The organism is Marinovum sedimenti (genome assembly GCF_054052205.1).
In genome coordinates, this window is the sequence record NZ_CM133223.1 from 945,193 (window position 1) to 971,866 (window position 26,674).

General features: G+C 62.7%; 31 protein-coding genes. 19 read left to right on the forward strand and 12 right to left on the reverse strand.

All coding sequences use genetic code 11. The features are described from left to right. Window positions 1-59 precede the first annotated feature (59 nt). The 3 genes from cysS to ACW9UO_RS04510 form a co-directional block, all read right to left on the reverse strand. Complete coding sequence (gene cysS / locus ACW9UO_RS04500) at window positions 60-1,454, reverse strand: cysteine--tRNA ligase (RefSeq protein WP_457087786.1); 1,395 nt, start codon at window positions 1,452-1,454, stop codon at window positions 60-62. 134 nt (window positions 1,455-1,588) lie between these two features. After that, window positions 1,589-2,497 carry a DMT family transporter gene (locus ACW9UO_RS04505; RefSeq protein WP_457087787.1) on the reverse strand — a complete coding sequence of 303 codons (909 nt, stop codon included), beginning with the start codon at window positions 2,495-2,497 and terminating at the stop codon, window positions 1,589-1,591. Next, window positions 2,490-2,867 (reverse strand): VOC family protein, encoded by a 378-nt coding sequence (locus ACW9UO_RS04510; protein WP_457087788.1) that lies wholly within the window; start codon window positions 2,865-2,867, stop codon window positions 2,490-2,492. The genes ACW9UO_RS04505 and ACW9UO_RS04510 overlap by 8 nt, the downstream gene beginning before the upstream one ends. A 96-nt stretch (window positions 2,868-2,963) precedes the next feature. Here ACW9UO_RS04510 and soxR point away from each other — a divergent pair, with 96 nt between their 5' ends. From soxR to ACW9UO_RS04535, 5 genes are all read left to right on the forward strand, one after another. After that, complete coding sequence (gene soxR, locus ACW9UO_RS04515; RefSeq protein WP_457087789.1) at window positions 2,964-3,422, forward strand: redox-sensitive transcriptional activator SoxR; 459 nt, start codon at window positions 2,964-2,966, stop codon at window positions 3,420-3,422. A 36-nt stretch (window positions 3,423-3,458) separates the two neighbouring features. After that, the gene (locus tag ACW9UO_RS04520) at window positions 3,459-3,812 is read left to right on the forward strand and encodes an MmcQ/YjbR family DNA-binding protein (RefSeq protein WP_457087790.1); all 354 of its coding nucleotides are present in this window, start codon (window positions 3,459-3,461) and stop codon (window positions 3,810-3,812) included. Between the two features lie 73 nt (window positions 3,813-3,885). Next, complete coding sequence (locus ACW9UO_RS04525) at window positions 3,886-5,067, forward strand: pyridoxal phosphate-dependent aminotransferase (RefSeq protein ID WP_457088601.1); 1,182 nt, start codon at window positions 3,886-3,888, stop codon at window positions 5,065-5,067. Next, window positions 5,064-5,399: a TfoX/Sxy family protein gene (locus ACW9UO_RS04530; RefSeq protein ID WP_457087791.1), complete on the forward strand. Its 336-nt coding sequence runs from the start codon at window positions 5,064-5,066 to the stop codon at window positions 5,397-5,399. Before ACW9UO_RS04525 ends, ACW9UO_RS04530 begins: the two co-directional genes overlap by 4 nt. Window positions 5,400-5,436: 37 nt before the next feature. Next, entirely contained in the window at window positions 5,437-5,865 is a 429-nt protein-coding gene (locus ACW9UO_RS04535; RefSeq protein ID WP_457087792.1) for a hypothetical protein, read from the forward strand. Between the two features lie 6 nt (window positions 5,866-5,871). On the opposite strand, the gene ACW9UO_RS04540 is transcribed toward ACW9UO_RS04535, so the two are convergent. Continuing rightward, window positions 5,872-6,447 (reverse strand): NUDIX hydrolase, encoded by a 576-nt coding sequence (locus ACW9UO_RS04540; protein ID WP_457087793.1) that lies wholly within the window; start codon window positions 6,445-6,447, stop codon window positions 5,872-5,874. Between the two features lie 80 nt (window positions 6,448-6,527). Further along, entirely contained in the window at window positions 6,528-6,950 is a 423-nt protein-coding gene (gene ndk, locus ACW9UO_RS04545) for a nucleoside-diphosphate kinase (RefSeq protein ID WP_457087794.1), read from the reverse strand. A gap of 198 nt (window positions 6,951-7,148) precedes the next feature. Between ndk and ACW9UO_RS04550 the strand changes: the two genes are divergently transcribed. From ACW9UO_RS04550 to ACW9UO_RS04575, 6 genes are all read left to right on the forward strand, one after another. Continuing rightward, complete coding sequence (locus ACW9UO_RS04550) at window positions 7,149-9,026, forward strand: ABC-F family ATP-binding cassette domain-containing protein (RefSeq protein WP_457087795.1); 1,878 nt, start codon at window positions 7,149-7,151, stop codon at window positions 9,024-9,026. A 2-nt stretch (window positions 9,027-9,028) separates the two neighbouring features. Next, entirely contained in the window at window positions 9,029-9,151 is a 123-nt protein-coding gene (locus tag ACW9UO_RS04555) for a hypothetical protein (protein WP_457087796.1), read from the forward strand. A gap of 83 nt (window positions 9,152-9,234) precedes the next feature. Further along, complete coding sequence (locus ACW9UO_RS04560; protein ID WP_457087797.1) at window positions 9,235-9,867, forward strand: MarC family protein; 633 nt, start codon at window positions 9,235-9,237, stop codon at window positions 9,865-9,867. Between the two features lie 43 nt (window positions 9,868-9,910). After that, window positions 9,911-10,492 carry a retropepsin-like aspartic protease family protein gene (locus tag ACW9UO_RS04565; RefSeq protein WP_457087798.1) on the forward strand — a complete coding sequence of 194 codons (582 nt, stop codon included), beginning with the start codon at window positions 9,911-9,913 and terminating at the stop codon, window positions 10,490-10,492. 41 nt (window positions 10,493-10,533) lie between these two features. Beyond that, entirely contained in the window at window positions 10,534-10,905 is a 372-nt protein-coding gene (locus tag ACW9UO_RS04570; protein WP_457087799.1) for a VOC family protein, read from the forward strand. Between the two features lie 27 nt (window positions 10,906-10,932). Beyond that, window positions 10,933-11,409, forward strand: a complete 477-nt coding sequence (locus ACW9UO_RS04575; protein ID WP_457087800.1) for a DUF2127 domain-containing protein — start codon at window positions 10,933-10,935, stop codon at window positions 11,407-11,409. 7 nt (window positions 11,410-11,416) lie between these two features. On the opposite strand, the gene ACW9UO_RS04580 is transcribed toward ACW9UO_RS04575, so the two are convergent. After that, window positions 11,417-11,875 (reverse strand): DNA polymerase III subunit chi, encoded by a 459-nt coding sequence (locus ACW9UO_RS04580; protein ID WP_457087801.1) that lies wholly within the window; start codon window positions 11,873-11,875, stop codon window positions 11,417-11,419. A 6-nt stretch (window positions 11,876-11,881) separates the two neighbouring features. Then, window positions 11,882-13,357: a leucyl aminopeptidase gene (locus ACW9UO_RS04585; protein ID WP_457087802.1), complete on the reverse strand. Its 1,476-nt coding sequence runs from the start codon at window positions 13,355-13,357 to the stop codon at window positions 11,882-11,884. Window positions 13,358-13,540: 183 nt separating this feature from the next. Here ACW9UO_RS04585 and lptF point away from each other — a divergent pair, with 183 nt between their 5' ends. Genes lptF through rsmA form a run of 6 tightly spaced genes read left to right on the forward strand, consistent with a single transcriptional unit; the run spans window position 13,541 to window position 20,931 of the window. Further along, on the forward strand, window positions 13,541-14,656 hold the full coding sequence (lptF, locus tag ACW9UO_RS04590) for an LPS export ABC transporter permease LptF (protein ID WP_457087803.1): 1,116 nt from the start codon (window positions 13,541-13,543) through the stop codon (window positions 14,654-14,656). Next, a complete protein-coding gene (gene lptG, locus ACW9UO_RS04595) occupies window positions 14,653-15,747 on the forward strand; it encodes an LPS export ABC transporter permease LptG (protein ID WP_457087804.1) in 1,095 nt (364 codons plus the stop codon). The genes lptF and lptG overlap by 4 nt, the downstream gene beginning before the upstream one ends. Then, window positions 15,747-17,864 (forward strand): LPS-assembly protein LptD, encoded by a 2,118-nt coding sequence (locus ACW9UO_RS04600; protein WP_457087805.1) that lies wholly within the window; start codon window positions 15,747-15,749, stop codon window positions 17,862-17,864. Before lptG ends, ACW9UO_RS04600 begins: the two co-directional genes overlap by 1 nt. Next, window positions 17,855-19,087, forward strand: a complete 1,233-nt coding sequence (locus ACW9UO_RS04605; protein ID WP_457087806.1) for a peptidylprolyl isomerase — start codon at window positions 17,855-17,857, stop codon at window positions 19,085-19,087. Before ACW9UO_RS04600 ends, ACW9UO_RS04605 begins: the two co-directional genes overlap by 10 nt. Then, a complete protein-coding gene (gene pdxA, locus ACW9UO_RS04610; protein WP_457087807.1) occupies window positions 19,084-20,052 on the forward strand; it encodes a 4-hydroxythreonine-4-phosphate dehydrogenase PdxA in 969 nt (322 codons plus the stop codon). Before ACW9UO_RS04605 ends, pdxA begins: the two co-directional genes overlap by 4 nt. 30 nt (window positions 20,053-20,082) lie before the next feature. Further along, a complete protein-coding gene (gene rsmA / locus ACW9UO_RS04615) occupies window positions 20,083-20,931 on the forward strand; it encodes a 16S rRNA (adenine(1518)-N(6)/adenine(1519)-N(6))-dimethyltransferase RsmA (protein WP_457087808.1) in 849 nt (282 codons plus the stop codon). Window positions 20,932-21,020: 89 nt separating this feature from the next. On the opposite strand, the gene ACW9UO_RS04620 is transcribed toward rsmA, so the two are convergent. The 3 genes from ACW9UO_RS04620 to prfA all read right to left on the reverse strand — a co-directional run bounded on the left by ACW9UO_RS04620 (window position 21,021) and on the right by prfA (window position 24,065). Further along, window positions 21,021-21,935, reverse strand: a complete 915-nt coding sequence (locus tag ACW9UO_RS04620) for a DUF4167 domain-containing protein (RefSeq protein ID WP_457087809.1) — start codon at window positions 21,933-21,935, stop codon at window positions 21,021-21,023. Window positions 21,936-22,185: 250 nt separating this feature from the next. Next, window positions 22,186-23,016, reverse strand: a complete 831-nt coding sequence (prmC, locus tag ACW9UO_RS04625) for a peptide chain release factor N(5)-glutamine methyltransferase (protein WP_457087810.1) — start codon at window positions 23,014-23,016, stop codon at window positions 22,186-22,188. Further along, window positions 23,013-24,065 carry a peptide chain release factor 1 gene (gene prfA, locus ACW9UO_RS04630; protein WP_457087811.1) on the reverse strand — a complete coding sequence of 351 codons (1,053 nt, stop codon included), beginning with the start codon at window positions 24,063-24,065 and terminating at the stop codon, window positions 23,013-23,015. Before prfA ends, prmC begins: the two co-directional genes overlap by 4 nt. Window positions 24,066-24,116: 51 nt before the next feature. On the opposite strand from prfA, the gene ACW9UO_RS04635 reads away from it, so the two are divergent. Beyond that, window positions 24,117-24,413 carry a hypothetical protein gene (locus ACW9UO_RS04635; protein ID WP_457087812.1) on the forward strand — a complete coding sequence of 99 codons (297 nt, stop codon included), beginning with the start codon at window positions 24,117-24,119 and terminating at the stop codon, window positions 24,411-24,413. On the opposite strand, the gene ACW9UO_RS04640 is transcribed toward ACW9UO_RS04635, so the two are convergent. Together ACW9UO_RS04640 and speB are read right to left on the reverse strand one after the other, a co-directional pair. Continuing rightward, window positions 24,345-24,788, reverse strand: coding sequence for a DUF1499 domain-containing protein (locus tag ACW9UO_RS04640; protein WP_457087813.1), 444 nt, complete (start codon window positions 24,786-24,788; stop codon window positions 24,345-24,347). The two genes, ACW9UO_RS04635 and ACW9UO_RS04640, sit on opposite strands and share 69 nt — an antisense overlap. 1 nt (window position 24,789) lies before the next feature. Beyond that, window positions 24,790-25,761 carry an agmatinase gene (gene speB / locus ACW9UO_RS04645; protein WP_457087814.1) on the reverse strand — a complete coding sequence of 324 codons (972 nt, stop codon included), beginning with the start codon at window positions 25,759-25,761 and terminating at the stop codon, window positions 24,790-24,792. A gap of 87 nt (window positions 25,762-25,848) precedes the next feature. Between speB and mazG the strand changes: the two genes are divergently transcribed. Beyond that, window positions 25,849-26,673, forward strand: coding sequence for a nucleoside triphosphate pyrophosphohydrolase (gene mazG, locus ACW9UO_RS04650; RefSeq protein WP_457087815.1), 825 nt, complete (start codon window positions 25,849-25,851; stop codon window positions 26,671-26,673). Window position 26,674 lies beyond the last annotated feature (1 nt).

Genomic DNA, 26,674 nt, shown 5'->3' on the forward strand with positions numbered 1-26,674 from the left:
GGGGAGTCCGCACTCGCGGACGGGGGGCAGACAGCCCCCCAAGCAACGCTTGCCCACCATCACAACGCCTCCAGCTTAGCGGCGTCGAAGTTTTTCGTGAGCTCGAAGGTATAGGAGCCATCTTTGTTTTCGTTAATCTTGATCCCAGATTCGATTAACCCGTTTCTCAATTCATCTGCACGCTGCCAAAGCTTGGCATTTCTTGCTTCGCGTCGCTCGGACATAACGCTGCCCACCTTCAATATTACTGATTGTTCAATCGGAGAGGTTTCTGTCCACTCGCCGGCCCCATCTTGAAGCAGTCCAATTAGGTTCGCCGCAGCTTTAAGCCTGCCGCGCCCAATGCCGGCATGATCAATCGACTCAGATGCAAGCCTGTGAAGCTGCGTTATGGCACCGGAAGTATTCAAGTCGTCGGTTAAAGAGTTGAGAAATAGCTTGTCTACATCTCCCGCCGGTTGGACGCCATCCGTTAGCGCGCGCCACTTGCGCAGTGTCGCTTCCGCTTCATCCCGCTTCTTCGCGGTCCAATCCATCGGCTTGCCGTAATGCGTGCTCAGGAACACAAACCGGATCACCTCGCCCGGCACGCCGTCTTCCAGCAAATCGCGCACGGTGAAGAAGTTGCCAAGCGACTTGGACATCTTCTTGCCCTCCACCTGCAACATCTCATTGTGCAGCCAGACCTGTGCGAAACTGCCCTCAGGATGGGCACAGCAACTCTGAGCCACCTCGTTCTCATGGTGCGGGAACAGCAGGTCATTCCCCCCGCCATGAATGTCAAATGACGCCCCAAGCAAGGCATATGACATCGCCGAGCATTCGATATGCCAGCCCGGACGGCCCCGGCCCCAAGGGCTCTCCCACCCCGGCAGATCGTCACTCGATGGCTTCCACAGCACGAAATCCATCGGATTGCGCTTATACGGCGCAACCTCAACCCGCGCGCCGGCGATCATGTCATCGACCGACCGTCCAGATAGAGCGCCATACTCCTTGTAGCTCTCAACCGAGAACAGCACGTGCCCATCGGCGGCGTAAGCATGCCCCTTGGCAATCAGCCCTTCGATCATCTCGACCATCTGCGGGATGTACTGCGTGGCGCGCGGCATCTCTGTCGGCTCTAGCGTGCCCAGAGCCGCCATATCGTCGAGATACCACTGCGTTGTCTCTGCGGTGATCTCAGCAATGCTGCGCCCACTCTCGGCCGCCCGCGCGTTGATCTTGTCATCCACGTCGGTGAAGTTGCGCACATAGGTGACGCAGCTCTCGCCATAGGCGTGCCGCAACAGCCGGAACAACACGTCAAACATGATCACATTGCGCGCGTTGCCCAGATGTGCGCGGTCATACACCGTCGGCCCACAGAGATAGATCCGCACGTCAGACGGATCAATCGGAGCAAAGACCTCTTTCTTGCGGGTCTTCGAATTGTGCAGTCTGATCTCGGTCATAGCCTCTCCTACGGGCGCGCGGATGCTCGCAGCGGGACTAGCAATATCGGTTCACAAAGGAAAGAGAGAGCAGGCCCGCCGACGATGTCAGCGGGTAATGCAGCGAATGATGGGTGCGTGCGTGCTCATACCCCTCAGGTAACACAGGGCTTGGCGCGCGCCAAGGGTTTTGCCGCGCCGCGCTGATCCAGCAGGGTGAACCCCACGCCCAAGGCAATCAGCCCGGTGCCCATCCATGTCACCGGACCATAACGCTCGCCCAGCACCAGCACCGCCGTACCCATACCAGTCGCCGCCGCGACATAGCCGATCTGGCTCAGCATCACCGGCCCGCCCAAGCGTTGCAGCCGAAAGAACGCCGGAAAGGTCAGCCCGGCCACAACCATCTGGGCCAGCGCCACGCCGGGGATCTCGGCCAAAGGCGCAACAGGAATGCCGCCGCCTGTGACCAGCAACCCAACAGCAAAGGTCAGCGCCGCCGTCACATGGCTCCAGAACGCCAGCACCATCGGCTCGGCCCCCTCGGGCCAGTCGAGCGTGCGGTACACATTGCCCACCGCCAAGATCACCGGAATGGCCAGCGCCGCGATGGCCCAAAGCGACAGCCCGCCAAGGTCTCCGCGCCCCAGCGCCACCAGCATCGCGCCGCCCATGCCAAAGCCGATGCCGACCAGCCCCAGCACCCGCGGCGCGCGCAACCCGAACAACAGCGACAGCCCAAGCGTAAACACCGGCGACAGCGCGAACATCATGCCCACCTGCCCCGCGCCGATATGCGGGATCGCGGCAAAGACCAGCAGATTGGCCCCGACAAAGGTGATCATCCCCGCCAGCACCACATAGCGCAATTGCCCCCCGCGCGGCAGCCGCAGCGCCCCCCGCGCCCAAAGGCCGGGCAAGAGCGCCACAGACGCCCCGACCGAGATCAGCAAAGCCCAAAGCGCAGGCGAGACATCAGCCGCCCCCGCCAGCTTGCCCAAAGGAAAGTTCAGCCCGGTCATCACCCCGACATAGACCAACAGAAACGGCACCGAATTAAGCATAGCTCACCACCTCGTATTCCACCCCATCCGGCCCGTCGAAATAGAACCGCTGGCCCGGCTCATAGTCGGCGTGATTGTGCGGCTCATAGCCCGCAGCGCGCACCTTACGCTCCATCGCCACAATGTCATCCACCACCACACCGATGTGATTGAGCGCGCCCACCTGCGTATAGCGCGCACTCTGCCCCGCAGACCGCCCCTTGGGCGCATACAGCGCGAGGTAACTGGTCTGTGTGCCCACATGCACGGTGTAGCCCCCGGCCAGCGCCTCGCCCTCCCACCGGGTCTGCCAATCAAACAAGTCGTGCAAGATCGCGGCGGTTGCCTTGGGGTCATTAACAGTGATGTTCGCGTGTTCAAGATAGGCCATATCTGCCTCCATTTCGGTTTTGATGGCCTCAGGGTAATGTCTCAACTATACTTGAGCTCAACACAAAAGTTTCTCATAATTTCATAGGTTAACCATATGGCATCCAGAGGATTGAGCATCGGATTCGTGGCCGAGCGCACCGGTTTGGCGGTCTCAGCCGTGCGCTATTACGAGGATCAGGGGCTGGTGTTCCCCGACCGCAACGCCGGCGGCCAGCGCAGCTTTGAACGCTCCGACATCCGCCGCCTCAGCTTTGTGCGCATCGCGCAGGGCCTCGGGTTTTCCATCGCTGAGATCCGCGAAGCGCTGGCCAGCCTGCCCGAAGGCCGCACGCCAACGAAATCCGACTGGGAGCAGATCTCCGCTGTCTTCGGACAGGTGCTTGATGCGCGGATCGAACAGATGCAGGCGCTGCGGGCCAAGCTTGACGGCTGTATCGGCTGCGGATGCCTCTCGCTTGACCGCTGCAAGCTGTACAACCCCGACGACCGTGCCGCGAAACTGGGCCAAGGGCCGCGGTTCCTGCTGGGCGACCGGCCATCAGACGCCGAATGACTTGCATGCCCCGCCCCAAGCGGCCATCCTGGAACCATGTCACGCGAATTGGTCAACACGCTCTGCGCCACCTTTGCCAGTGCCGAGGTCTCCGACCCTTGGGGCGGCGGGCATGACGCGTGGAAAATCGGCGGCAAGATGTTCGCCTCGGTCGGGGCCAAGGGCATCGGCGTCGCGGTGAAAACCGCCGACATCGACACCGCCACGATGCTGATCGACATGGGCCGGGGCATCAAGGCCCCCTATTTCCACCGCTCCTGGCTGTTTATCCCGTTTGACCGCATCGGGCCTGACGACATCCCCGAAGACGAAGTGCGCGACCGGCTGCAAACCTCCTATGGGCTTGTGCGCGCAAAATTGCCGAAAAAGGTGCAAGCGACGCTTGATTGAGCGATCAGATTGACAACCCCGGCACGAACTGGCCCCATGCCGAAAAACAGACAAAAAAACAGACAGTGGCGTGATGCGAATTTCTGACAGACTGACAAGCCTCGTGGGCGACACCGACGGATGGGGCGTGTTCTATCGCGCCCGCGCGATGATGGCGCAGGGCATTGCCGTGACCGAGCTGACCATCGGCGAGCATGACATTGGCACCCACCCGCTTATCCTTGACGCGATGCACCGCGCGGCACAGGCGGGCAACACCGGCTATGCGATGGTGCCGGGCACCGACGCGCTGCGCGACAAGGTGGCGGCGCGGGTGACGGAACGCACCGGCGTGCGCACCAAACGCGACAATGTGATGATCACACCGGGCGGGCAATCGGCGCTGTTTGCCGCGCATATGGTGGCCTGCGCGCCGGGCGACCGCGCGCTGTATATCGATCCCTATTACGCCACCTATCCCGGCACGATCCGCACCGCCGGTGCCATCCCTGTGGCTGTCGAAGCCGGGGCCGAGACCGGGTTTCTGCCCCGCCCTGACCGGATTGATGCGGCGGCCGATGGCGCAACTTCGCTGCTGATCAACACCCCCAACAATCCCACCGGGGTCGTCTATGACCGGGCCACGCTGCGGGGCATTGCCGATGTGGCGCAGGCGCGTGACCTTTGGCTGATCTCGGATGAGGTCTATGACAATATGGCCTGGGACAGCGATCACCTCAGCCCCCGCGCGCTGAATGGTATGGCCGAGCGCACGCTGGTTGTGGGGTCGATGTCCAAGAGCCACGCGATGACCGGCAGCCGCATTGGCTGGCTGATCGCGCCCGAACCGGTGGTGGAGGCGGTGATCGATCTCGCCACCCACACCACCTATGGCGTGCCCGGCTATATTCAGGACGCCGCGCTGTTTGCGCTCGACGAGGGTGCGTGGCTTGAGGACGAGATCTCGGCCCCGTTTCGCCACCGCCGCGACCTCGCGATGCGGCTTGTCAGCAAGAGCCCGGTTGTTACGCCGGTGCCTGTGCAAGGCGCGATGTATCTGATGCTCGACATCCGGCGCAGCGGCCTGTCGGGGTTGGAGTTTGCCGAGCGGCTGTTGGAGCAGTACCACATCGCGGTCATGCCCGGTGAAAGCTTTGGCCGCGCCGCGGCGGGCCATGTGCGGGTGGCACTGACCCTGCCCGACGAGGTGCTGGCCCCGGCATTGCAAAACCTGCTAACCTTTGCGGCAACGCTCTGCCATGCGGAGGCCAGATGACCACCCCGATCAGCAGCATCCGCAACCTTGGCCCGGCGATGGAGACCGCCTGCGCCAAAGTCGGCATCACCAGCGCCGAAGCGCTGCGCGCATTGGGGGCGGATGCGGCCTATGGCAAGCTGATCGCGGGGGGCATGCGGCCGCATTTCATCGGCTATTACGTGCTGGTGATGGGGCTTCAGGGGCGGCCGTGGAACGATTGTCAGGGCGATGAGAAAAAGGCCCTGCGCAAGACGTTCGATGCGTTGAAGGCGGCCAATGCCCCGGCGAAAGCGCCCGAGAGCGACTTGGAGCGTATCCTGAATGAGATTGGCGTGGTTGAACGGCGGTAAACCTGTGCAATCCGAGGCGGATTTGCTATGATCGGCCATGACCACCGACCAAGCCATCAAGACCGCAACCGCCGTGGTCGCCGCTGCCGGGTTTCTGTTTGGCGTGTACCAGTTTCTCCAGACCCAAGCCATCGCCGCCGCCACGCCCTATCTGCAAAAGCAGCTGACGTGGTGCGAGGAAGCGGTGGAAACCACCGCCGCAATTGCCACCGCAACACCGCCTGATCCGGCGGATGTGGCACGATTCTGGCAGATGTATTGGGGAGTGATGGTGCTGATCGAGGATGAGGCGATCGAACGGACGATGGTGGCCTTTGGCCGCGATCTCGACCCCGGCGACCAACAGCCCAAGATCAGCGCCGAGGTTGGGCAACAGCCGCCCAACCTGCCCCGTCGCGCGCTCGCGGTGGCGCGCGCGTGCCGGACCTCTCTGGCGCGCGACTGGTCGTCGGCCTGGACCCGTTAGCGCGGCTTACTCTGCGCTGTCGTCGGCCTGTTTGAGCGCGGCCAGCTTCATCCGCGAAAACGCCCATGCGGCGGCCATATGGGTGATGGCAAAGCGCGGCGTGCCAAGGGCGCCGTCAAGCTCGTCTGGGGTGGCAAAGCTCACCTCCATCTCTTCGAGATCGCCAGGATCGGCCTCGGCCACTTTTTCGCAATCGAGCGCAAGGAAATAGGTGCCCGCGCAGCCGCGTTGATTGCCGTTGTCAACGTACTGCCCCATCGGAATGAAGGCCCCGGCGCGATAACCGGTCTCTTCCATCAACTCGCGGCGCCCGGCCTCTTCGGGCTCTTCGCCGTCATCGACAAAGCCGCCGGGGAAGGTGATCGAAACGCAGCGCGGCCCGTGTTTGTACTGTTCAAGGATCAGGATGCGGCCATCCGGCGTGACCGGCACAACCGATACGAAGGGGCGCAGATGGACCTGATAGAAATCGTCGATGATCCGCCCGTCGGGCAGCTCGACCGTTTCACATGCCACGCTGAGATAGGGCTTGGCTTCGAAAACGATGTCTTTCTTGACGGTTTTCCAGGTTCTGTCGGTCATCGTGTCACCACTTCTATACGCCGGTTACGAAAATGCCGCCCCAAACAAGGGACGGCACAGTATCAAAGAGCGAACGCGGCTTAGCCGACCAGTTCGAGACCGGAGAAGAAATACGAGATTTCCTGTGCGGCGGTGTCAGGCGCATCGGAGCCGTGCACCGAGTTTTCGCCAACGGATTCAGCGAATTCGGCGCGAATGGTGCCAGCAGCCGCGTCGGAGGGGTTGGTTGCGCCCATGACTTCGCGGTTTTTGGTGATGGCGTTTTCGCCTTCGAGAACCTGCACGACAACCGGCTCGGACGCCATGAATTCGCACAGTTCGTCATAGAAGGGACGCGCGGCGTGCACTTCGTAGAATTTGCCAGCCTGTGCTTTGGACAGGTGGATGCGCTTTTGTGCGACGATGCGCAGACCGGCGTCTTCGAACTTGGCGTTGATCTTGCCAGTCAGGTTGCGGCGGGTTGCATCGGGTTTGATGATCGAAAGCGTGCGTTCGGTGGCCATTGGGGTCACTCCTGTTTGAAAGGCAGGGAGCAGTCCCGGCCCGTGTGAAATCGCGGGTGCGATACCATGGGTGGTTGGGCATGGAAAGGGGGCTTTGCCCCACTCGGCCTTCGGCCTCACCCCCAAGATATTTTTAAACAGAAGAAGCAGGGAACAGAGGTGCTGGCGGTTGCCGTGCGGCTCTGCTAGAGCGCGGTCATGCTTACGATAGATGATATTTCATATGCGGTCGAAGGTCGGCCCCTGTTTGACGGTGCAAGCGCACGGATTCCGGCAGGCCACAAGGTTGGGCTTGTCGGGCGTAATGGCACCGGCAAGACGACGCTGTTCAAACTGATCCGCGGCGAGCTGGCGCTTGAAGGCGGAGAGATCTCGCTGCCCACCCGCGCGCGGATTGGCGGCGTGGCACAGGAAGTGCCCGCCAATGAGGTGTCGCTGCTGAACACGGTTCTGGCGGCGGATACCGAACGCGCCGAGCTTATGGCCGAGGCGGATGAGGCGAAAGACCCGGGCCGGATTGCCGAAATCCAGACGCGGCTGGCCGATATCGATGCCTGGAGCGCCGAGGCGCGGGCGTCGGCCATCCTTAAGGGGCTTGGGTTTGACGATGCCGAGCAACAGATGCCGTGCAGCGATTTCTCGGGCGGGTGGCGGATGCGTGTGGCCTTGGCCGGGGTGCTGTTTGCGCAACCCGACCTGCTGTTGCTCGATGAGCCGACAAACTACCTTGACCTTGAAGGCGCGCTTTGGCTTGAGGCGTATCTAGCGAAATACCCCCACACGGTGATCATCATCAGCCACGACCGCGGACTGTTGAACCGCGCTGTCGGGGCGATTCTGCATCTCGAAGACCGGGGGCTGACGTTCTATCAGGGGCCGTATGATCAATTTGCCCGCCAGCGCGCCGACCAGCGGGCTGTGCAGGCGGCAATGGCCAAGAAGCAACAGGCGCGCGTCGATCACCTGCAAAGCTTTGTCGACCGGTTTCGTGCCAAGGCCAGCAAGGCCAAACAGGCGCAGGCCCGGTTGAAGATGATCGAAAAGATCGATCTGGTGGCCGCGCCCGAGGAAGTGGCGCGGCGGGTCTTTACCTTTCCACAGCCCGAGGAACTTTCGCCGCCGATCATCTCGATCGAAAACGGCGTGACCGGCTATGATGGCAAAGCGGTGCTGGGGCGGCTTGATCTGCGGATTGACCACGATGACCGCATCGCGCTGTTGGGCAAGAACGGTCAGGGCAAATCGACCCTATCGAAACTGCTGTCGGACCGGTTGCCGCTGATTTCGGGCAAGATGACCCGGTCGAACAAGCTGCGGATCGGCTATTTCGCGCAACACCAGGTCGATGAGCTGCACGTTGATGAGACGCCGCTGCAGCACCTGCAGCGCATGCGTCCCGAGACCATGCAATCGAAACTGCGCGCGCAGTTGGCGGGGTTTGGCCTGGGTGCAGATCAGGCGGGCACCGAGGTTGGGCGGCTGTCGGGCGGACAGAAAGCGCGGCTGTCGCTGCTGTTGGCCACACTGGATGCGCCGCATCTGCTGATCCTCGATGAACCGACCAACCACCTTGATATCGAGAGCCGCGAGGCGCTTGTCGAGGCGCTGACCTATTATCGCGGCGCGGTGATTTTGGTGAGCCACGACATGCACTTGCTGTCGATGGTGGCCGACCGGCTGTGGCTGGTGTCGCAGGGCACGGTGATCCCCTTCGAAGAGGATCTGGAGGCCTATCGCCGCCTGCTTCTGGCTTCGGACAAGCCGGGGAAATCGGGCAAGGCGGGCAAAACCGTTGCCACTCAAAAGGCCACGGCGGACAAACCCAAGCGGCCGGACCGGGACAGGCTGATGGCGCTGCGCGGCGATGTGCGCAAATGCGAGGAACGGGTCGAGAAAATCTCGGACATGCATGGCAAGCTGTCGCGCAAGTTGGCGGATCCGGCGATCTATGACGAGTCCAAGACGGCCGAACTGGCGCAGTGGAACCGCAAGTTTTCCGAGGTTGAGGAAGGGCTTGCGCGGGCCGAGGCGATGTGGATGAAGGCTTTGGATCGACTGGAGAAAGCCGGGGGCTGAGCGTGCCTGATCCATTGATGGATCAGAACCGATTTATTGATAAATCGGCCTCCGCCCGTGCCAATAGCGATGTCGGTGAAAGCCTTGAAGAAATTGAAAAAGGCCGCCGGTTGAAACGCCCCTGATCCATCAATGGATCAGCACCGATTTGTCAACAAATCGGCCCGCCGCTCTTGCCAAATGCTGCGCTTCGTGGTGCCTAGGTCGCATGGACACCGCCTTTCTCATCTCCGCCTTCGTGACGCTGTTCGTGGTGGTCGACCCGATTGGGCTGACGCCGCTGTTCGTCGCCATGACCTCGGGCATGTCGCCCCGCGCCCGGCGCGCCATTGCCCTGCGCGCTTGCCTTGTGGCGGTGGCGATCCTCGCGTTGTTTGGCGCTTTGGGCGAGGCCGTGCTGGGGTTTATCGGCATCTCAATGCCCGCATTCCGCATCGCGGGCGGACTTTTGCTGTTTATCACCGCCCTCGACATGCTGTTTGAACGCCGTACCAAGCGGCGCGAAGATCAGGCCGAGGAAGACGATGACCGCCCCGACCCTTCGGTTTTCCCTCTGGCGATTCCGCTGATTGCAGGCCCCGGCTCGATTGCCTCGATGATCCTGCTCACCGGCGAACGGCCGGGGCTTGAGGGGTATTTTCTGGTCGTTGGCGTGATGCTGGCCGTGATTGCCATCGGGATGGTGATGTTTCTGGCCGCTGGCCTGCTCGAGCGGGTGATGGGCCGCACCGGCATCGTGGTGATCACCCGGCTGCTCGGCATGCTGCTGGCCGCACTGGCGGTGCAATTCGTGCTCGATGGGCTGCGCGATTACGGGCTTGCCGCCGGGCTGGCCTCGTAAAGCCGCCTGCGCGCCCCTATCTCTGGGTCAAAGGAGCGCCTGCATGTCGTCGATGGACACCGGACATATGATTTACCTTGTGATGCTGCTGGGCGCCGTGGTGTTCTGGTTTGTCGCCGCCAACCGCAATTCGCTGGGCAAGGCCATGCAGCACGCGGTGATGTGGGGGCTGATCTTTGTTGGCGTGATCGCGGCCATCGGGCTTTGGGGCGATATCCGCCAGACGGTGTTGCCCCGCCAGGCCGTGTTTTCCGAGCAGGGCCGGATCGAGGTGCCGCGCAGCCCCGATGGCCATTATTACCTGACTTTGGATGTCAACGGCGCCCCGGTCCGCTTTGTTGTCGACACCGGGGCCACCTCGATTGTGCTGCTTGAGGAAGACGCCCGCGCCGCCGGGCTGGACCCTGCCACCCTGCGCTATTCCGGCACTGCGATGACGGCCAATGGCGCGGTGCGCACGGCGCGCGTTGTGCTTGATGACATCGGCTTGCCCGGCATGACCGACCGGCGCGTCACCGCCTTTGTCAACGAAGGCGAGATGGCCGAGAGCTTGCTGGGCATGTCGTATCTGCAACGGTTTGATCGGTTGGAAATCTCGGGCGGCACCCTCATACTAGAGCGATAAGCCGCGCAACGTGCACCGGCCAATCCGGGAAGGAACAGATCATGAAACTGGGCGCATTCTCCGTCAGCCTCGCGGTCCGCGATCTTGCCGCCTCGCAGGGGTTTTATGAAAAGCTCGGGTTTTCCGCGATGGGCGGCAAGGCCGAGCATGGCTATCTGATCATGAAGAACGGCGACGTGTTGATCGGGCTGTTCCAGGGTATGTTCGAACGCAATATGCTGACCTTCAATCCCGGCTGGGATCAGAACGCGCAAAAAGTCGAAGGGTTCACCGATATCAGAGCGTTACAGGACGACCTTAAAGCCGCCGGCGTGACGTTTGACCAAGAGGCGGACCCCGACAGCACCGGCCCCGCGAGCTTTGTGGTGATTGATCCCGATGGCAATCCGGTGCTGGTGGATCAGCATGTCTAAAAGCGCCGCATGGGGCGCATGGGGGGCATGACGCGCACCCCCGCAGAGCTGCGGGCGCACCGAATTTTCATTGTGACTTTGCTGGCCAAAGGCGGGCTTGGCGTGGTGCAGCTTGCCACCGCGCTCATGCTTTGGCTTACGGCGCCCAAAGGGTTGCCCGTGCTGGCCAACTGGCTGTTCCTGACCGAGATGCAGGAAGATCCAGCCGATTTTCTGGCCGCCAAGATCATCGCGCTGAGTGGCACGGTCCCAGCCAACGAGATCGGATTTTACACGCTGTATTTCGCGGCGCATGGAGTGCTGCATGTTGGCATCGTCGCCGCGCTTTTGTCAGGCGTGCGCTGGGCTTACACCGCGAGCATCCTCATTCTGGCCGGGTTCGTCGTCTATCAGGCGGCGGAATGGCTGCACATTCACTCTGCCATGCTGATCGTGCTCAGCGCCATTGATATCGCGGTGATTTACCTGACCCTGCAAGAGCGCAAACACCACCAACCCGCCTGATCTGGCCTCAGCCCTTTTCGGCCTTCTTCTCCCACCGGCCCGCCTCTTCGGCCCAGTATTGCGCCGCACAGCCCGCGCCGGTCAGCGATTTCCACTGCCCGCGCGCCCGGTCGAGCGCCTCCATATCGTTGCCGTCAAACAGGATGCAGACCCGCTCCAACGCGCCCACTTCCTCGGGCGAAACCTCGGCCCCGTCGACCGCCATCAGGCACTGCGGATCGTTGCCCGCCGCCCCGGTGGTGAGCAAGATCGGCTGGAGCGCATCATGCGGTCCCCCGGCGCGACCATGCGGCAGAAAGCTGTCCTCGGCCCCCTGCCACAGCTTTTGGTCCAGCCAATCCAGCCGCCCATCTTCGACCCCACGCACCGCCACACGCCAGCCCGCGCCGCGCGCCTTGCCCAAAAGCATGGGCAAGGTCGCCTCAAGCGGTCTTTCCGTCAGGTGATAGAAAAACGCAGCGCCCATAAGGGGTTACTCCTGCTCGAAGCGGTCGCGCACCAGCCGGTCAAGCGCCATTACGCCCCAGCCTGTTGCCCCCTTGGGGGCCAGATCGGTGTCTTTTGTGACCTGCGCCACCCCGGCAATATCAAGGTGAATCCACGGCATATCGTCCTTGACGAACCGCTTGAGGAATTGCGCCGCAGTGATCGACCCGGCAGGCCGCCCACCGACGTTTTTCATATCCGCCTTGGCCGATTTCAGCTGGTCGTCATAGCTTTGCCCCAGCGGCAGACGCCATGCGCCCTCGCCCTCGGCCATCGCGGATTTCAGGAAATCGTTGCACAGGCTGTCGTCGTTGGAAAACACCCCGGCGTTGTCATGGCCCAGGCCGATGATCACCGCACCGGTCAGCGTCGCCAGATCGATCATCGCGGCGGGCTGATAGGTTTCCTGCGTGTACCACATCACGTCGCACAGCACCAAACGGCCCTCGGCATCGGTGTTGATCACCTCAATCGTGTCGCCCTTCATCGAGGTCACGATGTCGCCGGGGCGCACCGCATTGCCCGACGGCATGTTCTCAACAAGGCCAACGAGGCCGATCACATTGGCCGGTGCCTTGCGCAGTGCCAGCGTCTTCATCACGCCCGACACGACGCCCGCGCCGCCCATGTCCATCGTCATGTCTTCCATGCCAGCGGCGGGTTTGAGCGAGATACCACCGGTGTCAAAAACCACGCCCTTGCCGACAAGCGCCAGCGGAGCCGCGCCCTCGGCACCGCCCATCCATTTCATCACAACCACCTTCGAGGGGCTGTCAGACCCCTGCCCGACACAAAGCAGCGCGCCCATGCCCAGCTCGGCCAGCTTGTCTTCTTCGAGCACTTCAACCTCGACACCAAGTTCGCGCAACCCCTTGAGGCGGGTGGCAAATTCGGTGGTGGTCAGCACGTTGGCCGGTTCGCTCACCAGATCGCGGGTGAAAAACACGCCCTCGGCCACCGCCGCCATCGGAGCGAATTCGGCCTCAAGCTCTTCGGGCTTCGAGCACATCACAGTGATCTTGGCGTCGCGCGGCGCGTCTTTGCCGGTCTTGTGATCGCCAAACTCATAGCCGCGCAGCGCCAGACCCAGCGCCAGTCCGGCCATCTTGGGCCGCCCACCGGCCAGCACCAAAAGATCGGCATCACCGCGCGCCTTGGCCAAAGCGGCCCCGGCCTTGCGCGCCTCGGTTTCGTCGCAGCGGCGCGGCAGCATCAGCACGTCAATCGCGTCCACCTCCATGCCCGAGGGCGACACCAGCGACACCAGATCGCCAGCCTTCATCTTGGTAAACGCCTTGCTCTCGGAAAACCGCTTGAGCGCCTGCCGCGTCAGCCGGTTGATCCGCCGTGCGCCGGGGTCCATCCGCCCCTCATCATCGAGGATCACGGCCACCCGTCCGGTCAGGTCTGTCACCTGGTCCAAAAGGGTCTCGGCAAAGGTGATCTTGGCGGGGGTGGTCATAGGAAGCTCTCCGAAAACATGAACAATCTGATATTGGTACAAGTCCTAGTGCGCGGGACCCCGCCAAACCACCCCTTAATGTAGGGCCCCCGGCAATATCCAGTTTTCCCGACCCGCAAAATCTTTTAGGATCAGGAAAAAGAATGGAGCTTGAGGAACCTGTTGGCCAGATTTGACAGATATATGCTGTCGCAGCTCTTTCTGCTCTTCGGCTTTTTCGCGCTGGTCCTTGTCGCGGTGTACTGGGTCAACCGGGCGGTGATCCTGTTTGACCAGCTGATCGCTGACGGCCATTCTGCCTTTATTTTCCTAGAGTTCACCGCGCTGTCCCTGCCCAAGGTGATTGGCATGGTGGTGCCGATGGCGGCCTTTGCGGCGGCGGTTTATGTCACCAACCGGATGACAAGCGACAGCGAATTGACCGTAATGCAAGCAACCGGCTTTTCGCCCTGGCGGCTGGCGCGGCCCTTGCTGATCTATGGCCTGCTGCTGGCGGTCATGATGTCGGTGCTGACGCATCTGTTGATTCCGGCCAGTCTTGAACGGCTCAAAGACCGCGAGCGTGAGATTTCAGGCTCGGTGAGCGCGCGGCTGCTGCGCGACGGCGTCTTCCTGCATCCGGTCGATGGCGTGACGTTTTATATCCGCGAAATCTCGCCCGAGGGGGAATTGGCGGATGTCTTCTTGTCCGATCTGCGCGATGACAGCCGACATATCACCTATACCGCTGAAAAGGCGTATCTTTTGCGCGATGACGACGGGCCGAAACTGGTGATGCGTGATGGTATGGCGCAGGTGCTGACGCCCAAGACCGGCCAGCTCTCGACCACCAACTTCGCCCAGTTTTCACGCGACATCAGCGGGCTGATTTCACAGGGCGGCCAAGCCCGGCGCAAGCTGCGCTATGTGCCCACGATCGAGCTTTTGCGCGACACCCAAGCGATTGCTGAGGAAACCCGCGAGACCCCCGGCGATGTGATGCTTGAAGGCCACGCTCGGATATCGCAGGCGTTGATGTGTATCGTTGCGGCGCTGATCGGCCAGGCGGCGCTTTTGGCGGGCGGGTTCAGCCGGTTTGGCGTCACCCGGCAGATCGTTCTGGCGATTTTCCTGCTGGTCATGGTGCAGCTGATCGAGGGCGCAATGACCGAGCCGGTGCGCGGCAATGCGATGCTCTGGCCGCTGGCCTATGCCCATATTCTGATCGGTCTGCTGATCTCGGCGGCGCTGTACTGGCGCGCCGATCATCCGGCCCCGCTGCGGCGCAAACGGCCCCCGATGTCCGAGGCCACAGCATGACGCTGCACGCCTATTTCGCCCGCCGCTTTCTGACGATCTTTGGCGGTATGCTGGCGGTGTTCTTTCTGTTTGTGATGCTGCTCGACCTGATCGAACAGCTGCGCAACTTTGACAATGATGTCGGCTTTGGCCAGATCTTGCGCATCACCCTGCTCAACACCCCCGAGGGGCTGTACCAGATGTTGCCGCTGGTGATGATCCTGTCGTCGATCACCCTGTGTCTGGCGCTCGCACGCTCGTCCGAGCTTGTGGTCAGCCGGGCTTCGGGGCGCTCTGGCCTGTCGGCGCTGTTTGGGCCGGTCGCGGTTGCGGCCGTGATTGGCGGCGTCGCGGTGGCGGCGTTCAATCCCATCGTTGCCGCCACCTCGCAGCGCTATCACGACCTGCGCGAAATGCTCGACAGCGGCGGCACCTCGACCCTGTCGATCGGCCAAGAGGGCCTGTGGCTGCGCCAGGGCGATGAACGCGGCCAAACGGTTATTCACGCCGAACGCACCAATCCCACGGCGACCATTCTGCTCGATGTGACGTTCATTGCTTATGCCGCCGACGGGGGCCCTGTGCGCCGGATCGCGGCGGACCGGGCGGCGCTGGCCACCGGCAACTGGATCCTCACCAATGCCAAGGTCTGGCCCCTCGTGGCCGGGCTGAACCCCGAAACCAACGCCGCAACCCATGATGAACTGCGCCTGCCTTCGACCCTGACGCAAGAGCGCATTCGCGACAGTTTCGGCAAACCCGCCGCCGTGCCAATCTGGGAACTGCCCAATTTCATCACCCAGCTCGAAACCGCAGGCTTTTCCGCTCGCCGCCACGCCGTCTGGCTTCAGATGGAGCTGGCGCGGCCAGTGTTCCTTGTGGCGATGGTGCTGCTTGGCGCGGCCTTTACCATGCGCCACGCGCGTTTCGGCGGCACTGGTCTGGCGGTGCTGACCGCGCTTATGCTGGGCTTTGGCCTGTATTACGTGCGCAACTTTGCACAGATCCTTGGCGAAAACGGCCAGATCCCCGCCCTTTTGGCTGCATGGGCCCCGCCGGTGGCGGCCGCGCTCATTGGACTTGGCTTGATCCTACATATGGAGGATGGCTGATGCTGCGGCCATTTATGCTCGCAATTCTGATGGCCGTGCTGCCATTTGTGGTCTCTGCCCAAAGCGCTGATCCCGCGCTTCTGGTCGCCGACACTGTGCTGGTCACGCCGGACGAAAGGCTGATTGCCGATGGCAACGTCGAGGCGCTGTATGACGGCACCCGGCTTTGGGCCAAACGCATCATCTATGTGCGCGAAACCGACAGCCTGATTGTCGAAGGCCCGATCCGCATCGATGATGGTCAAGGCGTCGTGGTGCTGGCCGACAGTGCCGAGCTCGACAGTGATCTGGAAAACGGCCTGCTGCGCGGGGCGCGTGTGGTGCTCGACCAACAGCTTCAGCTGGCCGCGGTGCAAATGGCCCGCGTCGAAGGCCGCTATGCGCAATTGTCCAAGGTCACGGTGTCCTCCTGCCAGATTTGCGGCGAAAACGGTGTGGCGCTGTGGTCGATCCGGGCGCGGCGCGTGGTGCATGATCAGGTCGAACGCCAGCTTTATTTCGATGGCGCGACCTTCCGCGTTCTGGATGTGCCGGTGATGTATCTGCCGCGCCTGCGCCTGCCCGATCCAACGCTTGAGCGCGCGCGCGGCTTTCTGTTTCCCACCATCCGCTCGACCACCGAGCTTGGCACCGGGATCAAGCTGCCGTATTTCCTGCCGCTCGGCGCGCATGCCGATCTTACCGTCACGCCCTATCTGTCGCAGGAAACCACCACCGTCGAGCTGCGCTTTCGCAAGGCGTTCCGCAATGGCGATATCGAGCTGAACGGCGCGGTGTCGAATGATACCATCCGGCCCGACGACACCCGCGCCTATCTGTTTGGCGAAGGCAGCTTTGACCTTAAAAACCGCTATGTCCTGAGCTTTGATTTCGAACTGACCAGCGATGAATCCTATCTGTCGGAGTATGATTATTCCGGCAAGGACCGGCTCGACAGCGAGATCCTGCTGAGCCGTGCCACCCGCCGAACCGATCTTCGGGCCGGTCTGGTACATTACAACACCCTGCGCGATGACGAGCTGAACTCGACCCAGCCGACCATCATCCCCGATCTGCGGTATGAGCGGCGCTATCAGCTTGAGAATGCCCTTGGCGGCGAAGTGCGGCTGGGCCTCGAGGGGCACGGCCACGTGCGCTATTCTGCCGATGACGGCAATGGCCGCGATGTCAGCCGCGCCACAGTCGAGGCGATGTGGCTCAAGCAGTGGACCTTTGCCTCGGGCATTCAGGTCGCGGCGCGCGCCGCAAGCGCGTTTGACCAGTTCTGGACCGCCGATGACACCTCGGTGGATGCCTCGGCCAGCACCACCACCCCCAGCGCCGCCGTGACCCTGCGCTATTCGTTCCTGCGCACCACCGCCAACGGCGCGCGCCAACTGCTCGAACCGGTCGCCCAGATCGGCTGGACCGGCGGCAGGGATGCGCATGTGGTCAATGATGAAAGCACACGGCAGGAACTTGACGAAGGCAATCTGCTGGCGCTGTCGCGCTTTCCCGAGCCGGACCGGCGCGAACGTGGAGCCTCGGCCGTGCTTGGCCTGCGGTTTTTGCACCGCAATCCCGAAGGCTGGCAGGCCGCGCTGGCCGTTGGGCGGGTGATGCGCGCCGAGGAAAACATCGATTTCACCGCCTCTTCCGGGCTGGATCAGGCCGACTCCGATTGGCTTTTGGCCGGGCAGTTGCGCCACATCGACGGGCTTTATATCTTGTCGCGCACCTTGGTCACCGACCAAGGGGAAATCACCAAATCCGAGGCGCGCGGCGCTTGGGCGAACGACCGGATCGATCTTGGCGCCTCGTTCCTGCTTTTGCCCGCCGACAGCGACGAAGACCGCGACGAAAAGGTGGCGGAATGGTCGTTTGACGGGTCATACCGGGTCAACCGTCACTGGACCGCCAGCGCCAACGCCAGCTACGACATTGCCGACAACCGCGCCTCTGACGCGGGCCTTGGCCTGGCCTATCGCAACGAATGTATCGAGGCGGCCTTTACCGCCGATCGCACCTTTGCCGATTCATCCAATCTGGACCCTTTCACCACTTATGGGCTAACCATCGAGCTAAAAGGGTTCAGCACGGGCGGCGACGCAGGAGGCTACAGCAGGACATGCAACTAATGACATCACGAATTTTCAAAGCCCTCGCCACGGCGGCGGTCCTTTCCCTGGGGCTGTCCGCACCGGTGCAGGCGCAAAACCTGTTCGCGCCCGCGATCAAGATCGACGATCAGGTCATCACCAATTACGAGGTCAACCAGCGCGCGCTGTTCCTGCAGGTGCTGCGTGCGCCCGGTGATCCGCGTGAAACCGCCAAGAAGCTGCTGATCGAGGACCGGCTGAAAATGCAGGCCGCCGCGAGCATGGGCATCACCGTCTCGGACGAAGATATTCTGGCCGGGATGAGCGAATTTGCCGGCCGTGCCAACCTCACGACCGAACAGTTCGTCACCGAGCTTGACGGTATCGGCATCGCCGCCGAAACCTTCCGCGATTTTGTGCGCTCCGGCGTTGCGTGGCGCCAAGTGGTGCGCGCGCGCTTTGCCGGGTCTGCAAGCGTGTCGGAATCCGAGATTGACCGCGCGTTGTCGTCGGCTGGCGGCGGGTCTTCGGTGCGGGTGCTGCTGTCCGAGATCATCATTCCGGCCCCGCCCGAAAAGGCGGCCTCGGTGATGGCGCAGGCGCAGCGGATCTCTCAGACCACATCCGAGGTGGAATTCTCGCGTGCCGCGCGCAATTTTTCGGCCACCAAAACCGCTGGCGCGGGGGGCAAGCTGCCTTGGCAAAAGATCGAGGATCTGCCGCCGGTGTTGCGCCCGCTGGTGCTCGCCCTTGGGCCGGGCGAAGTGACCGAGCCGCTGTCGATCCCCAATGCCGTGGCGATGTTCCAACTGCGCGCCATCGAGGAAACCGCCTATAGCCCGCCGAGCTATTCTGCGGTGGAATATGCCGCCTATTACATGAACGGCGGTCGCAGTGCGGCGACATTGGCCGAGGCGAACAAGATCGCCGCGCGGATCGACACCTGCGACGATCTTTACGGCGTGGCACAGGGGCAACCCGAAGAGGTGCTCGACCGCAGCGCCCTGCCGCCCGATGAGGTGCCCGCCGACATCGCCTTTGAGCTTGCCAAGCTTGATCCCGGCGAAGTCTCGACCACGCTGACCCGCGCCAATGGCCAGACGCTGGTGTTGTTGATGCTCTGCGGTCGCAGCCCGGCGATTGAAGAACAGCAAGACCGCGAAGCCGTGGCCACCGGTCTGCGCAATCGCCGCCTGACCAGCCTCGCCGACAGCTATCTTGAGGAACTGCGCGCCGACGCCCGGATCATCGAGCTGGAATGAGCGGCGCTTTGCCTGTTGCGCTAAGCTGTGGCGAGCCTGCCGGGGTTGGCCCGGAACTGGCCGCGCGCGCCTGGGAGGCGTTGCGCGACCGGGTGCCGTTTTTCCTGATCGGTGACGCGCGCCACTTGCCCGAGGGCACGCCGCACCAGCGCATCACCGACCCCGCCGAGGCGGCCACGGTGATGCCAAGCGCCCTGCCCGTTCTGCACCGCGATTTCGGCCCGCCGGTGACGCCCGGCGTGGCACAATCGGCCCATGCCCAAGGCGTGATCGATGCGATTGCCGAAGGGGTGGCTCTGGTCACATCCGGTCACGCCCGCGCTCTTTGCACCGCGCCGATCCACAAACAGGCGCTGGCCGAGGGCGCGGGCTTTGCCTATCCCGGCCACACCGAATTCCTCGCCGCGTTGGCCGGGGTCGACCGGGTGGTGATGATGCTCGCCTCGCCCGCGTTGCGGGTGGTGCCGGTCACCATCCACATGTCGCTGGCCGAGGTGCCCGCCGCATTGACGCCCGAACTGCTGGAACAAACGATCCGCATCACCGCCGCCGGGCTGACCCAGCGCTTTGCCCTGCCCGCGCCGCGCATTGCCGTGGCCGGGCTGAACCCGCATGCCGGTGAAGGCGGGCGTATGGGGCGCGAAGAGATCGAGCTGATCGTGCCGGTGCTGGACCGGTTGCGCGCCGAAGGGTTTGACCTCAGCGGCCCGATGTCGGCGGACACAATGTTTCACGCCCCGGCCCGCGCCCGCTATGATGTGGCGGTCTGCATGTATCACGATCAGGCGCTGATCCCGATCAAAACGCTGGATTTCGACCGTGGGGTGAACGTCACCCTCGGCCTGCCGTTCCTGCGCACCTCACCCGATCACGGCACCGCCTTTGACATCGCAGGCAAGGGCCTGGCCAATCCCGCCTCACTGATTGCCGCGCTCGAAATGGCCGGTGCGGCGACGGTCCAATGACCCGCGCCCCTCACAACGAGAAGACCCCACATGCCCGCCTTAGATGACCTGCCCCCCCTGCGCACCGTGATCGAAGATCATGGGCTGGTTGCCAAAAAGGCGCTGGGCCAGAACTTCCTGCTCGATCTCAACCTGACAGCTAAAATCGCGCGGCTGGCGGGCGAACTGTCGGGCTGTGACGTGCTTGAGGTTGGCCCCGGCCCCGGCGGGCTGACCCGTGGGCTACTGGCCGAGGGTGCGCGCAAGGTGCTGGCGATTGAGAAAGACGCCCGCTGTCTGCCCGCGCTGGCCGAAATTTCGGCGCGCTATCCCGGACAGCTTGAGGTGATCAACGCCGACGCGCTGGCGATTGATCCGGGCCAATACCTGATGCCGCCGATCCGCATCGCCGCCAACCTGCCTTATAACATCGGCACCGAGCTGTTGGTGCGCTGGCTGGCACCGCCGGAGTGGCCGCCGTTCTGGCAATCGCTGACGCTGATGTTTCAACGTGAGGTGGCGCAGCGGATCGTGGCGGAGCCGGGATCGAAGACCTATGGCCGCTTGGCGATTCTGGCGCAGTGGCGCACCGATCCCCGCATCGTGATGCACCTGCCGCCCGAGGCGTTTTCGCCGCCGCCCAAGGTCTCGTCGGCGGTGGTGCATCTGACCGCCCTGCCCGAACCGCGCTTTCCGGCGGATGCGAAGATTTTGCAAGACGTGGTGGCGCGCGGCTTTAACCAGCGGCGCAAGATGCTGCGCGCGAGCCTCAAGGGGCTGCATCCCGATGTAGAGAACCTGATGGTCGCGGCGGGCATCAAGCCAACCGACCGGGCCGAGCAGATCCCGCTTGAAGGGTTCTGCGCCTTGGCGCGTGAGGTGGCTGCCGCACGCGGTTGATGCCCACGCCCGATGGAGAACCGCAAAAGGCCGCCCCGATTGGGACGGCCTTTTTTGATGGCTATGATTTAGTGACTACGGTGCCGAACTTACTCGGCGGCCTGCGAAGGCCCATCCGTGGGCGGTGCGCCCGCATCATCCGAACCCTCGGGCTTGGCGACTTTTTTCGCACGCGGCGCGCGCTTGGCCCTGGGTTTCTTGGGGGCCTCTTCCGCAGCGGCCGCTGACGGAGCATTCTCTGCCGGAGCATTTTGAGCCGGTGCGTTCTGAGCCGGAGCATCCTGCCCCGAAGTATCCTCAACCGGTGCATTCTCGGCCTTGGGCTTGGCAGGCTTGCGCCGCGTCCGCTTGGGCTTGTCTTCTGTCACGCGGCTTTCCGGGGTCTCGACCAAACCACTGTCGGAGTCGCCACCAGACACATCAATCACATCTGGCTGCGGTGCCTCTGCCGGATCGGGGTGCTGGTGCCGGGGCTGGCGCTGCGGTTGCGACTGGTGCGCAGGTTGCGGTGCGGATTGGGGCACCGACTGATGGGAAGAATGGGGCTGATTTTGCGACCCATTCTGCGGCTGATGTTGTGGCTGGTTCTGCGGCTGGCCGTGGTTCTGCTGGCCGTGGTTCTGTTGGCCGTGGTGCGGCTGCTGCTGCCCATCCGAGTTGCCATCGCGGTCGTTGCGGTCGGGCCGCTCGCGGTCGCGCTGCGCCTGGCGTTCGCGGTTCTGCCGCTCCTGCTCTTCACGCTTGCTGTCGGCTTCTTTCTGCGCCTCGCTCAGAAGCCGCAGATAATGCTCGGCGTGCTGCTGAAAGTTCTCGGTGGCCACACGGTCGCCCGAGAGCTGGGCATCGCGCGCCAACTGGTTGTACTTGTCGATGATCTGCTGCGGCGTACCGCGCACCTTGCCTTCGGGGCCCGAGCTATCAAACACTCGGTTGATAATATTTCCGCCACCAGAAGGCTTGCTGCGGTTCGATCGCGACCGCGACCGTGACTTAGAAGATCTCATTATTTTGTAATCCAGCCCGTTTTTGGAAAGTCTGTCGCCAATTTGCCAAATACGATGCTTTGGCACCTGTGCTATCGGCGGTCACGCTCTATTTCGGCGAATGTCACGCGGGGCGCACGATAAGCGCGACCCATCAGCGGCGACACCCAAGCAATAAGCATGGCACGGGCATCCTTACAAGAGGGTAAATGCCGCGAGGGGACGTGAATCCACCAAATAGCGGCAGATTTGCCCGGTTTTCGCTTAAAATTTACAGGATCTTGCGCGCACTTACCACGCGGTCGCGCCCATCGAGATCGCCAATCACGACAATATCGGCCAATCCGCCCTCAGCCATAAGCTGTGTCACCGCCTTGGCCTGCTGCCAGCCGATTTCGACCAGCAGCCGCCCGCCGGGCTCAAGAAACCGCCCCGCGCCCGCCGTGATCGCGCGGTAGGCCGTCAGCCCGTCAGCCTCGTCGGTGAGCGCCATGCGCGGCTCATGCGCCAGTTCGGGGGCGAGGTCGGCCATCTCAGCTTCGGCGATATAAGGCGGGTTCGACACGATCAGATCATAGCTGCCGTCGACCGCGCCAAACCAATCGCTTTGGCGCAGCAGCGCCGAGTCGCCAAGGCCAATCGCGGCCCGGTTGCGCGCCGCCACATCCAGCGCAGCGGGCGAGACATCGGTGCCAAGCCCCCAAGCCCCCTGGCTTTCGGCCAGCAGCGTCAGCAGGATACAGCCCGACCCGGTGCCCAGATCGAGCACCCGCTCAAACGGTTGCGCCAGCGCCGCCTCGATCAACATCTCGGTCTCGGGGCGCGGATCAAGCACATCTGGCGTGACCTCGAAATCGCGGCCGTAAAACATCCGCCGCCCGGTGAGATGCGACACCGGTTCGCGCGCGACACGCCGTTCAATCAACGCCTCAAAGGTCCGCGCGGCCTCTGCCTCCACCGGCTCGGGCAAGACCAGCGTCAGCCGTCCCGGCTCTTGCCCCAGCGCAAAGGCCAGCAGCCGGCGCGCATCGCGGCCCGCCCCATTAATGCCCGCGGATTTCAACGCCCGCGTGGCCATCGCCAAAACCTCGGAGCCGGTCACTCAAACGCCGCCAGTTGCGTGGCCTGCGCATCGGCGGTCAGCGCATCGATGATCTCGTCAAGATCGCCCTGCATCACCTGATCCAGCTTATAAAGCGTCAGGTTGATCCGGTGATCGGTCATCCGCCCTTGCGGGAAATTATAGGTGCGGATGCGTTCGCTGCGGTCGCCCGACCCGACCTGCGATTTGCGGTCAGCGCTGCGCTCGCCATCGATCCGCTGCCGCTCCATATCGTAGAGCCGGGTTTTCAGCACCTGCATCGCAATCTCGCGGTTGCGGTGTTGGCTCTTTTCGGCGCTCGTCACCATGATGCCGCTGGGCAAGTGGGTGATGCGCACCGCCGAATCCGTGGTGTTGACGTGCTGCCCCCCGGCCCCCGAGGCGCGCATGGTGTCAATCCGTATGTCGCCGGGGTCAATGTGAATATCGACGTCCACCGCCTCGGGCAGCACCGCCACAGTGGCCGCCGAGGTGTGAATGCGCCCGCCGCTTTCGGTTGTCGGCACGCGCTGCACCCGGTGGACGCCGGATTCGTATTTCAGCCGCGCAAAGACGTTCTCGCCCTTCACATGCGCCACCACTTCCTTGATTCCGCCAATCTCGGTTACGGTCTCTTCGATGATCTCAAAACTCCAGCCCTTGGTCTCGGCAAACCGCTGGTACATCCGCAGCAGATCGCCGGCAAACAGCGCCGCCTCTTCGCCCCCCGTGCCAGGCCGGATTTCAACGATGGCAGGCCGGGCATCGGCCTCATCCTTGGGCAACAGCGCCAGTTGCAGGGCGTGTTCCGCCGCTGGCATGCGCTTTTTCAGCAGCGGCAATTCCTCTGCCGCGAGCTCCGCCATATCCGGGTCCGCCAGCATCGCTTGGGCCTCGGCCATCTCATCACGCAGGCCCCGCCACGCGCCGATCTGGTCGACCACCGGCTTAAGGTCTGAATACTCTTTGGCCAGCGCGGCAATCTCGCTCGCATCCACGCCCGCATTCATCTTGGCTTCCAGAAACTGAAAGCGGTCTTCGATCTGGCGCAGGCGGTCTTCGGGGATCATGAAACGGCGCTTTGATTAGGTCAGCTGGGAATTCCGTGATAAACTGCCATCATGTTGAGAGGAAGTGCCCTTTTGTACCTGTGTTTGGCCGCGATCCCGGCGCAAGCCGATGTCACCAGCCCAAGCCAGCGCGTGATTGAGTGCTATTGCACCAACACCTCCGGCGCGCGGGTCGAGCTGGGCGAAACGATCTGCCTTCATGTTGATGGCCGCACCTTCATGGCACAGTGCCAAATGTCGACCAACGTGCCGTTCTGGCGCGAAGTGGCGCAGGGCTGCCTAGGCGCCGCCCTGCCGCAAAACCTCCAGCCAGCCGTCGATACGGGCGCGATTGACGCCCAGATCTGAACTGCCAAAGCGCGCCCGGCTGAACACCTCGATAAAGTCCCCCTCCGGCCCGTCATAAAGCCCAAGCGTGGTGTAATCGGGGTATCCGATCACCTTGCTGCGCGTGACATAAGTGATCTGCCCCTGCGCCAGCGCCCCGGCCAGAACCTCGGTCCGGAGTGTCGCGCGGATCACCGCATCAAACGCAGCCAAGCGCGCCGCGCCGTTCGCGCCTGCCGCTTCGCGATAGACATGGCTGTTCTTGCCGGTCTGTACGCCCAGCCCCTGCATCTCGGATTTCCGGTGCCACCGTTCCGGAACCTGCGGCGCAAGCCGCATCCAAAACACATAAGACCCAACCATTAATAAAAGAATAATAACCAGCAGTTTCAGCATGTTATGCCCCCATCTTCAGGTGGTTCCAGCCCCAGAGGCTGATCAGCTCAACCGCCACATGCGCCCCGGCAATTGCCGTCGCGCCGGTGGTGTCAAACGGCGGCGACACCTCAACCACATCACCGCCCACCATATTGATCCCGGCCAATTCGCGCAGCGCCACCGCCGCCTGTGCCGTGCTCAACCCGCCCCAGACCGGTGTGCCGGTGCCGGGCGCAAACGCCGGGTCGAGACAATCGATGTCAAAGGTCAGATAGGTCGGGGTGTTTCCCACAATACCCTTCACCTTTTCAGCCGTCTTTTTCGCCCCGATTTCATGCACTTCGCGCGCGTCGATGATGTTCATACCATGCGTGTCGGGATTGTCGGTGCGGATGCCCACATGCACCGAGCGCGCCGGGTCGATCAGCCCGAGCTTGATCGCCTTATACACAAAGGTGCCGTGGTCGATCCGCGACATGTCATCATCGGTCCAAGTGTCGGAATGCGCGTCGAATTGGATCAATGACAGCGGCCCGAATTTCGCAGCATAGGCCCGCAGAATCGGCAGCGTGATAAAGTGATCGCCGCCCAGAGTGACACTCGCCGCCCCCTCGGCCAGAATTCCGGCGATATGCGCTTCGAGCGTCGCAGGGAAGTCCGCCACCTTGGCATAGTCAAACGCCAGATCGCCGTAGTCGACAATATTGAGCGCCTCCATAGGGTTATACCCCCACCCATAAGGCGCATCCGGGCTTTGCAGCGCGCTCGCCTCGCGGATCGCACGCGGGCCCAGACGGGTGCCGGGGCGGTTTGTTACGGCCTGATCAAACGGCACCCCCGTCACCGCGAGATCGACGCCTGACAGGTCCTTGCTATAGCGTCGGCGCAAAAAGGAGGTCGCCCCACCAAAGGTGTTTTCAAAGCTCGATCCACGTAAACTTTGCCGTGTAAAGGCATCATCTACCATGCTTTTTGCGTCTTCCAATGCCATTGGATGGTTCCTTGACTTTTCTCAGGTCTGGACTTCGTGCCCGCCCCGCGACAGGGTGCAGACAATCGCAAACCACCGGGGGCTGCAATGGCCGATGACGCATTGATCCACGATCCAAAGGGCGGCATGCCGCGACTGTTGGAAATCATGCGCCGCCTGCGCGATCCCAAGACCGGTTGCCCGTGGGATATTGAGCAGGATTTCAGCACCATAGCGCCCTACACGATTGAAGAGGCCTATGAAGTGGCCGACGCGATCGAACGGCAGGAGTGGCATGAATTAAAAGGCGAATTGGGCGATCTTCTGTTCCAATCGGTGTTCCACGCGCAGATGGCGCAAGAGGCCGGGCTGTTCAGTTTTGATGACGTCGCCAACACCATGTCCGACAAGATGGTGGCGCGGCATCCGCATGTTTTTGGCGACGAGAGCCGCGACAAATCCCCCGAGCAGCAGACCCGCGACTGGGAGATGATCAAAGCCGCGGAACGTGCTGAAAAGGCTAAGAAAGGCGCGCTTGACGGCGTGGCGGTGGGGCTTCCGGCCTTGCTCCGCGCGTATAAGCTTCAGAAACGCGCCGCGCGGGTTGGGTTTGACTGGCCGGAAACCACGCAAGTGCTTGATAAAATTGCCGAAGAAGCCGCCGAACTTGTCGAAGCGCACGAGAGCCTGCCGCATGACAAGGTTGAAGAGGAAATGGGCGATCTGCTGTTCGTGATGGCCAATCTCGCGCGGCATCTAAACGTAGATCCGGAGGCGGCCTTGCGCCGGGCCAACGCGAAATTTCTTCGTCGTTTCAGCTCGATAGAGGATGCTCTTGCGGCTCAAGACAGGCGGCCCGAAGACTCGAACCTCGAAGAGATGGATGCCTTGTGGGATGCGGCCAAGGCAGCGGAACGCAGCACGGCGCAGTGAC

What these genes read in the sequence shown, in the direction of transcription:
- lptG (WP_457087804.1), top strand. Translation starts at nt 14,653, where the DNA reads ATGACGCTGCACGCCTATTTCGCCCGCCGCTTTCTGACGATCTTTGGC.
- ACW9UO_RS04540 (WP_457087793.1), bottom strand. Translation starts at nt 6,447, where the DNA reads ATGACCGACAGAACCTGGAAAACCGTCAAGAAAGACATCGTTTTCGAA.
- ACW9UO_RS04635 (WP_457087812.1), top strand. Translation starts at nt 24,117, where the DNA reads ATGTTGAGAGGAAGTGCCCTTTTGTACCTGTGTTTGGCCGCGATCCCG.
- ACW9UO_RS04530 (WP_457087791.1), top strand. Translation starts at nt 5,064, where the DNA reads ATGACCACCCCGATCAGCAGCATCCGCAACCTTGGCCCGGCGATGGAG.
- ACW9UO_RS04580 (WP_457087801.1), bottom strand. Translation starts at nt 11,875, where the DNA reads ATGGGCGCTGCGTTTTTCTATCACCTGACGGAAAGACCGCTTGAGGCG.
- ACW9UO_RS04600 (WP_457087805.1), top strand. Translation starts at nt 15,747, where the DNA reads ATGCTGCGGCCATTTATGCTCGCAATTCTGATGGCCGTGCTGCCATTT.
- ACW9UO_RS04570 (WP_457087799.1), top strand. Translation starts at nt 10,534, where the DNA reads ATGAAACTGGGCGCATTCTCCGTCAGCCTCGCGGTCCGCGATCTTGCC.
- cysS (WP_457087786.1), bottom strand. Translation starts at nt 1,454, where the DNA reads ATGACCGAGATCAGACTGCACAATTCGAAGACCCGCAAGAAAGAGGTC.
- ACW9UO_RS04575 (WP_457087800.1), top strand. Translation starts at nt 10,933, where the DNA reads ATGACGCGCACCCCCGCAGAGCTGCGGGCGCACCGAATTTTCATTGTG.
- ndk (WP_457087794.1), bottom strand. Translation starts at nt 6,950, where the DNA reads ATGGCCACCGAACGCACGCTTTCGATCATCAAACCCGATGCAACCCGC.
- prfA (WP_457087811.1), bottom strand. Translation starts at nt 24,065, where the DNA reads ATGATCCCCGAAGACCGCCTGCGCCAGATCGAAGACCGCTTTCAGTTT.
- mazG (WP_457087815.1), top strand. Translation starts at nt 25,849, where the DNA reads ATGGCCGATGACGCATTGATCCACGATCCAAAGGGCGGCATGCCGCGA.
- soxR (WP_457087789.1), top strand. Translation starts at nt 2,964, where the DNA reads ATGGCATCCAGAGGATTGAGCATCGGATTCGTGGCCGAGCGCACCGGT.
- rsmA (WP_457087808.1), top strand. Translation starts at nt 20,083, where the DNA reads ATGCCCGCCTTAGATGACCTGCCCCCCCTGCGCACCGTGATCGAAGAT.
- pdxA (WP_457087807.1), top strand. Translation starts at nt 19,084, where the DNA reads ATGAGCGGCGCTTTGCCTGTTGCGCTAAGCTGTGGCGAGCCTGCCGGG.
- ACW9UO_RS04510 (WP_457087788.1), bottom strand. Translation starts at nt 2,867, where the DNA reads ATGGCCTATCTTGAACACGCGAACATCACTGTTAATGACCCCAAGGCA.
- lptF (WP_457087803.1), top strand. Translation starts at nt 13,541, where the DNA reads ATGCTGTCGCAGCTCTTTCTGCTCTTCGGCTTTTTCGCGCTGGTCCTT.
- ACW9UO_RS04525 (WP_457088601.1), top strand. Translation starts at nt 3,886, where the DNA reads ATGCGAATTTCTGACAGACTGACAAGCCTCGTGGGCGACACCGACGGA.
- ACW9UO_RS04620 (WP_457087809.1), bottom strand. Translation starts at nt 21,935, where the DNA reads ATGAGATCTTCTAAGTCACGGTCGCGGTCGCGATCGAACCGCAGCAAG.
- ACW9UO_RS04640 (WP_457087813.1), bottom strand. Translation starts at nt 24,788, where the DNA reads ATGCTGAAACTGCTGGTTATTATTCTTTTATTAATGGTTGGGTCTTAT.
- ACW9UO_RS04550 (WP_457087795.1), top strand. Translation starts at nt 7,149, where the DNA reads ATGCTTACGATAGATGATATTTCATATGCGGTCGAAGGTCGGCCCCTG.
- ACW9UO_RS04565 (WP_457087798.1), top strand. Translation starts at nt 9,911, where the DNA reads ATGTCGTCGATGGACACCGGACATATGATTTACCTTGTGATGCTGCTG.
- ACW9UO_RS04505 (WP_457087787.1), bottom strand. Translation starts at nt 2,497, where the DNA reads ATGCTTAATTCGGTGCCGTTTCTGTTGGTCTATGTCGGGGTGATGACC.
- ACW9UO_RS04605 (WP_457087806.1), top strand. Translation starts at nt 17,855, where the DNA reads ATGCAACTAATGACATCACGAATTTTCAAAGCCCTCGCCACGGCGGCG.
- speB (WP_457087814.1), bottom strand. Translation starts at nt 25,761, where the DNA reads ATGGCATTGGAAGACGCAAAAAGCATGGTAGATGATGCCTTTACACGG.
- ACW9UO_RS04520 (WP_457087790.1), top strand. Translation starts at nt 3,459, where the DNA reads ATGTCACGCGAATTGGTCAACACGCTCTGCGCCACCTTTGCCAGTGCC.
- ACW9UO_RS04535 (WP_457087792.1), top strand. Translation starts at nt 5,437, where the DNA reads ATGACCACCGACCAAGCCATCAAGACCGCAACCGCCGTGGTCGCCGCT.
- ACW9UO_RS04585 (WP_457087802.1), bottom strand. Translation starts at nt 13,357, where the DNA reads ATGACCACCCCCGCCAAGATCACCTTTGCCGAGACCCTTTTGGACCAG.
- ACW9UO_RS04560 (WP_457087797.1), top strand. Translation starts at nt 9,235, where the DNA reads ATGGACACCGCCTTTCTCATCTCCGCCTTCGTGACGCTGTTCGTGGTG.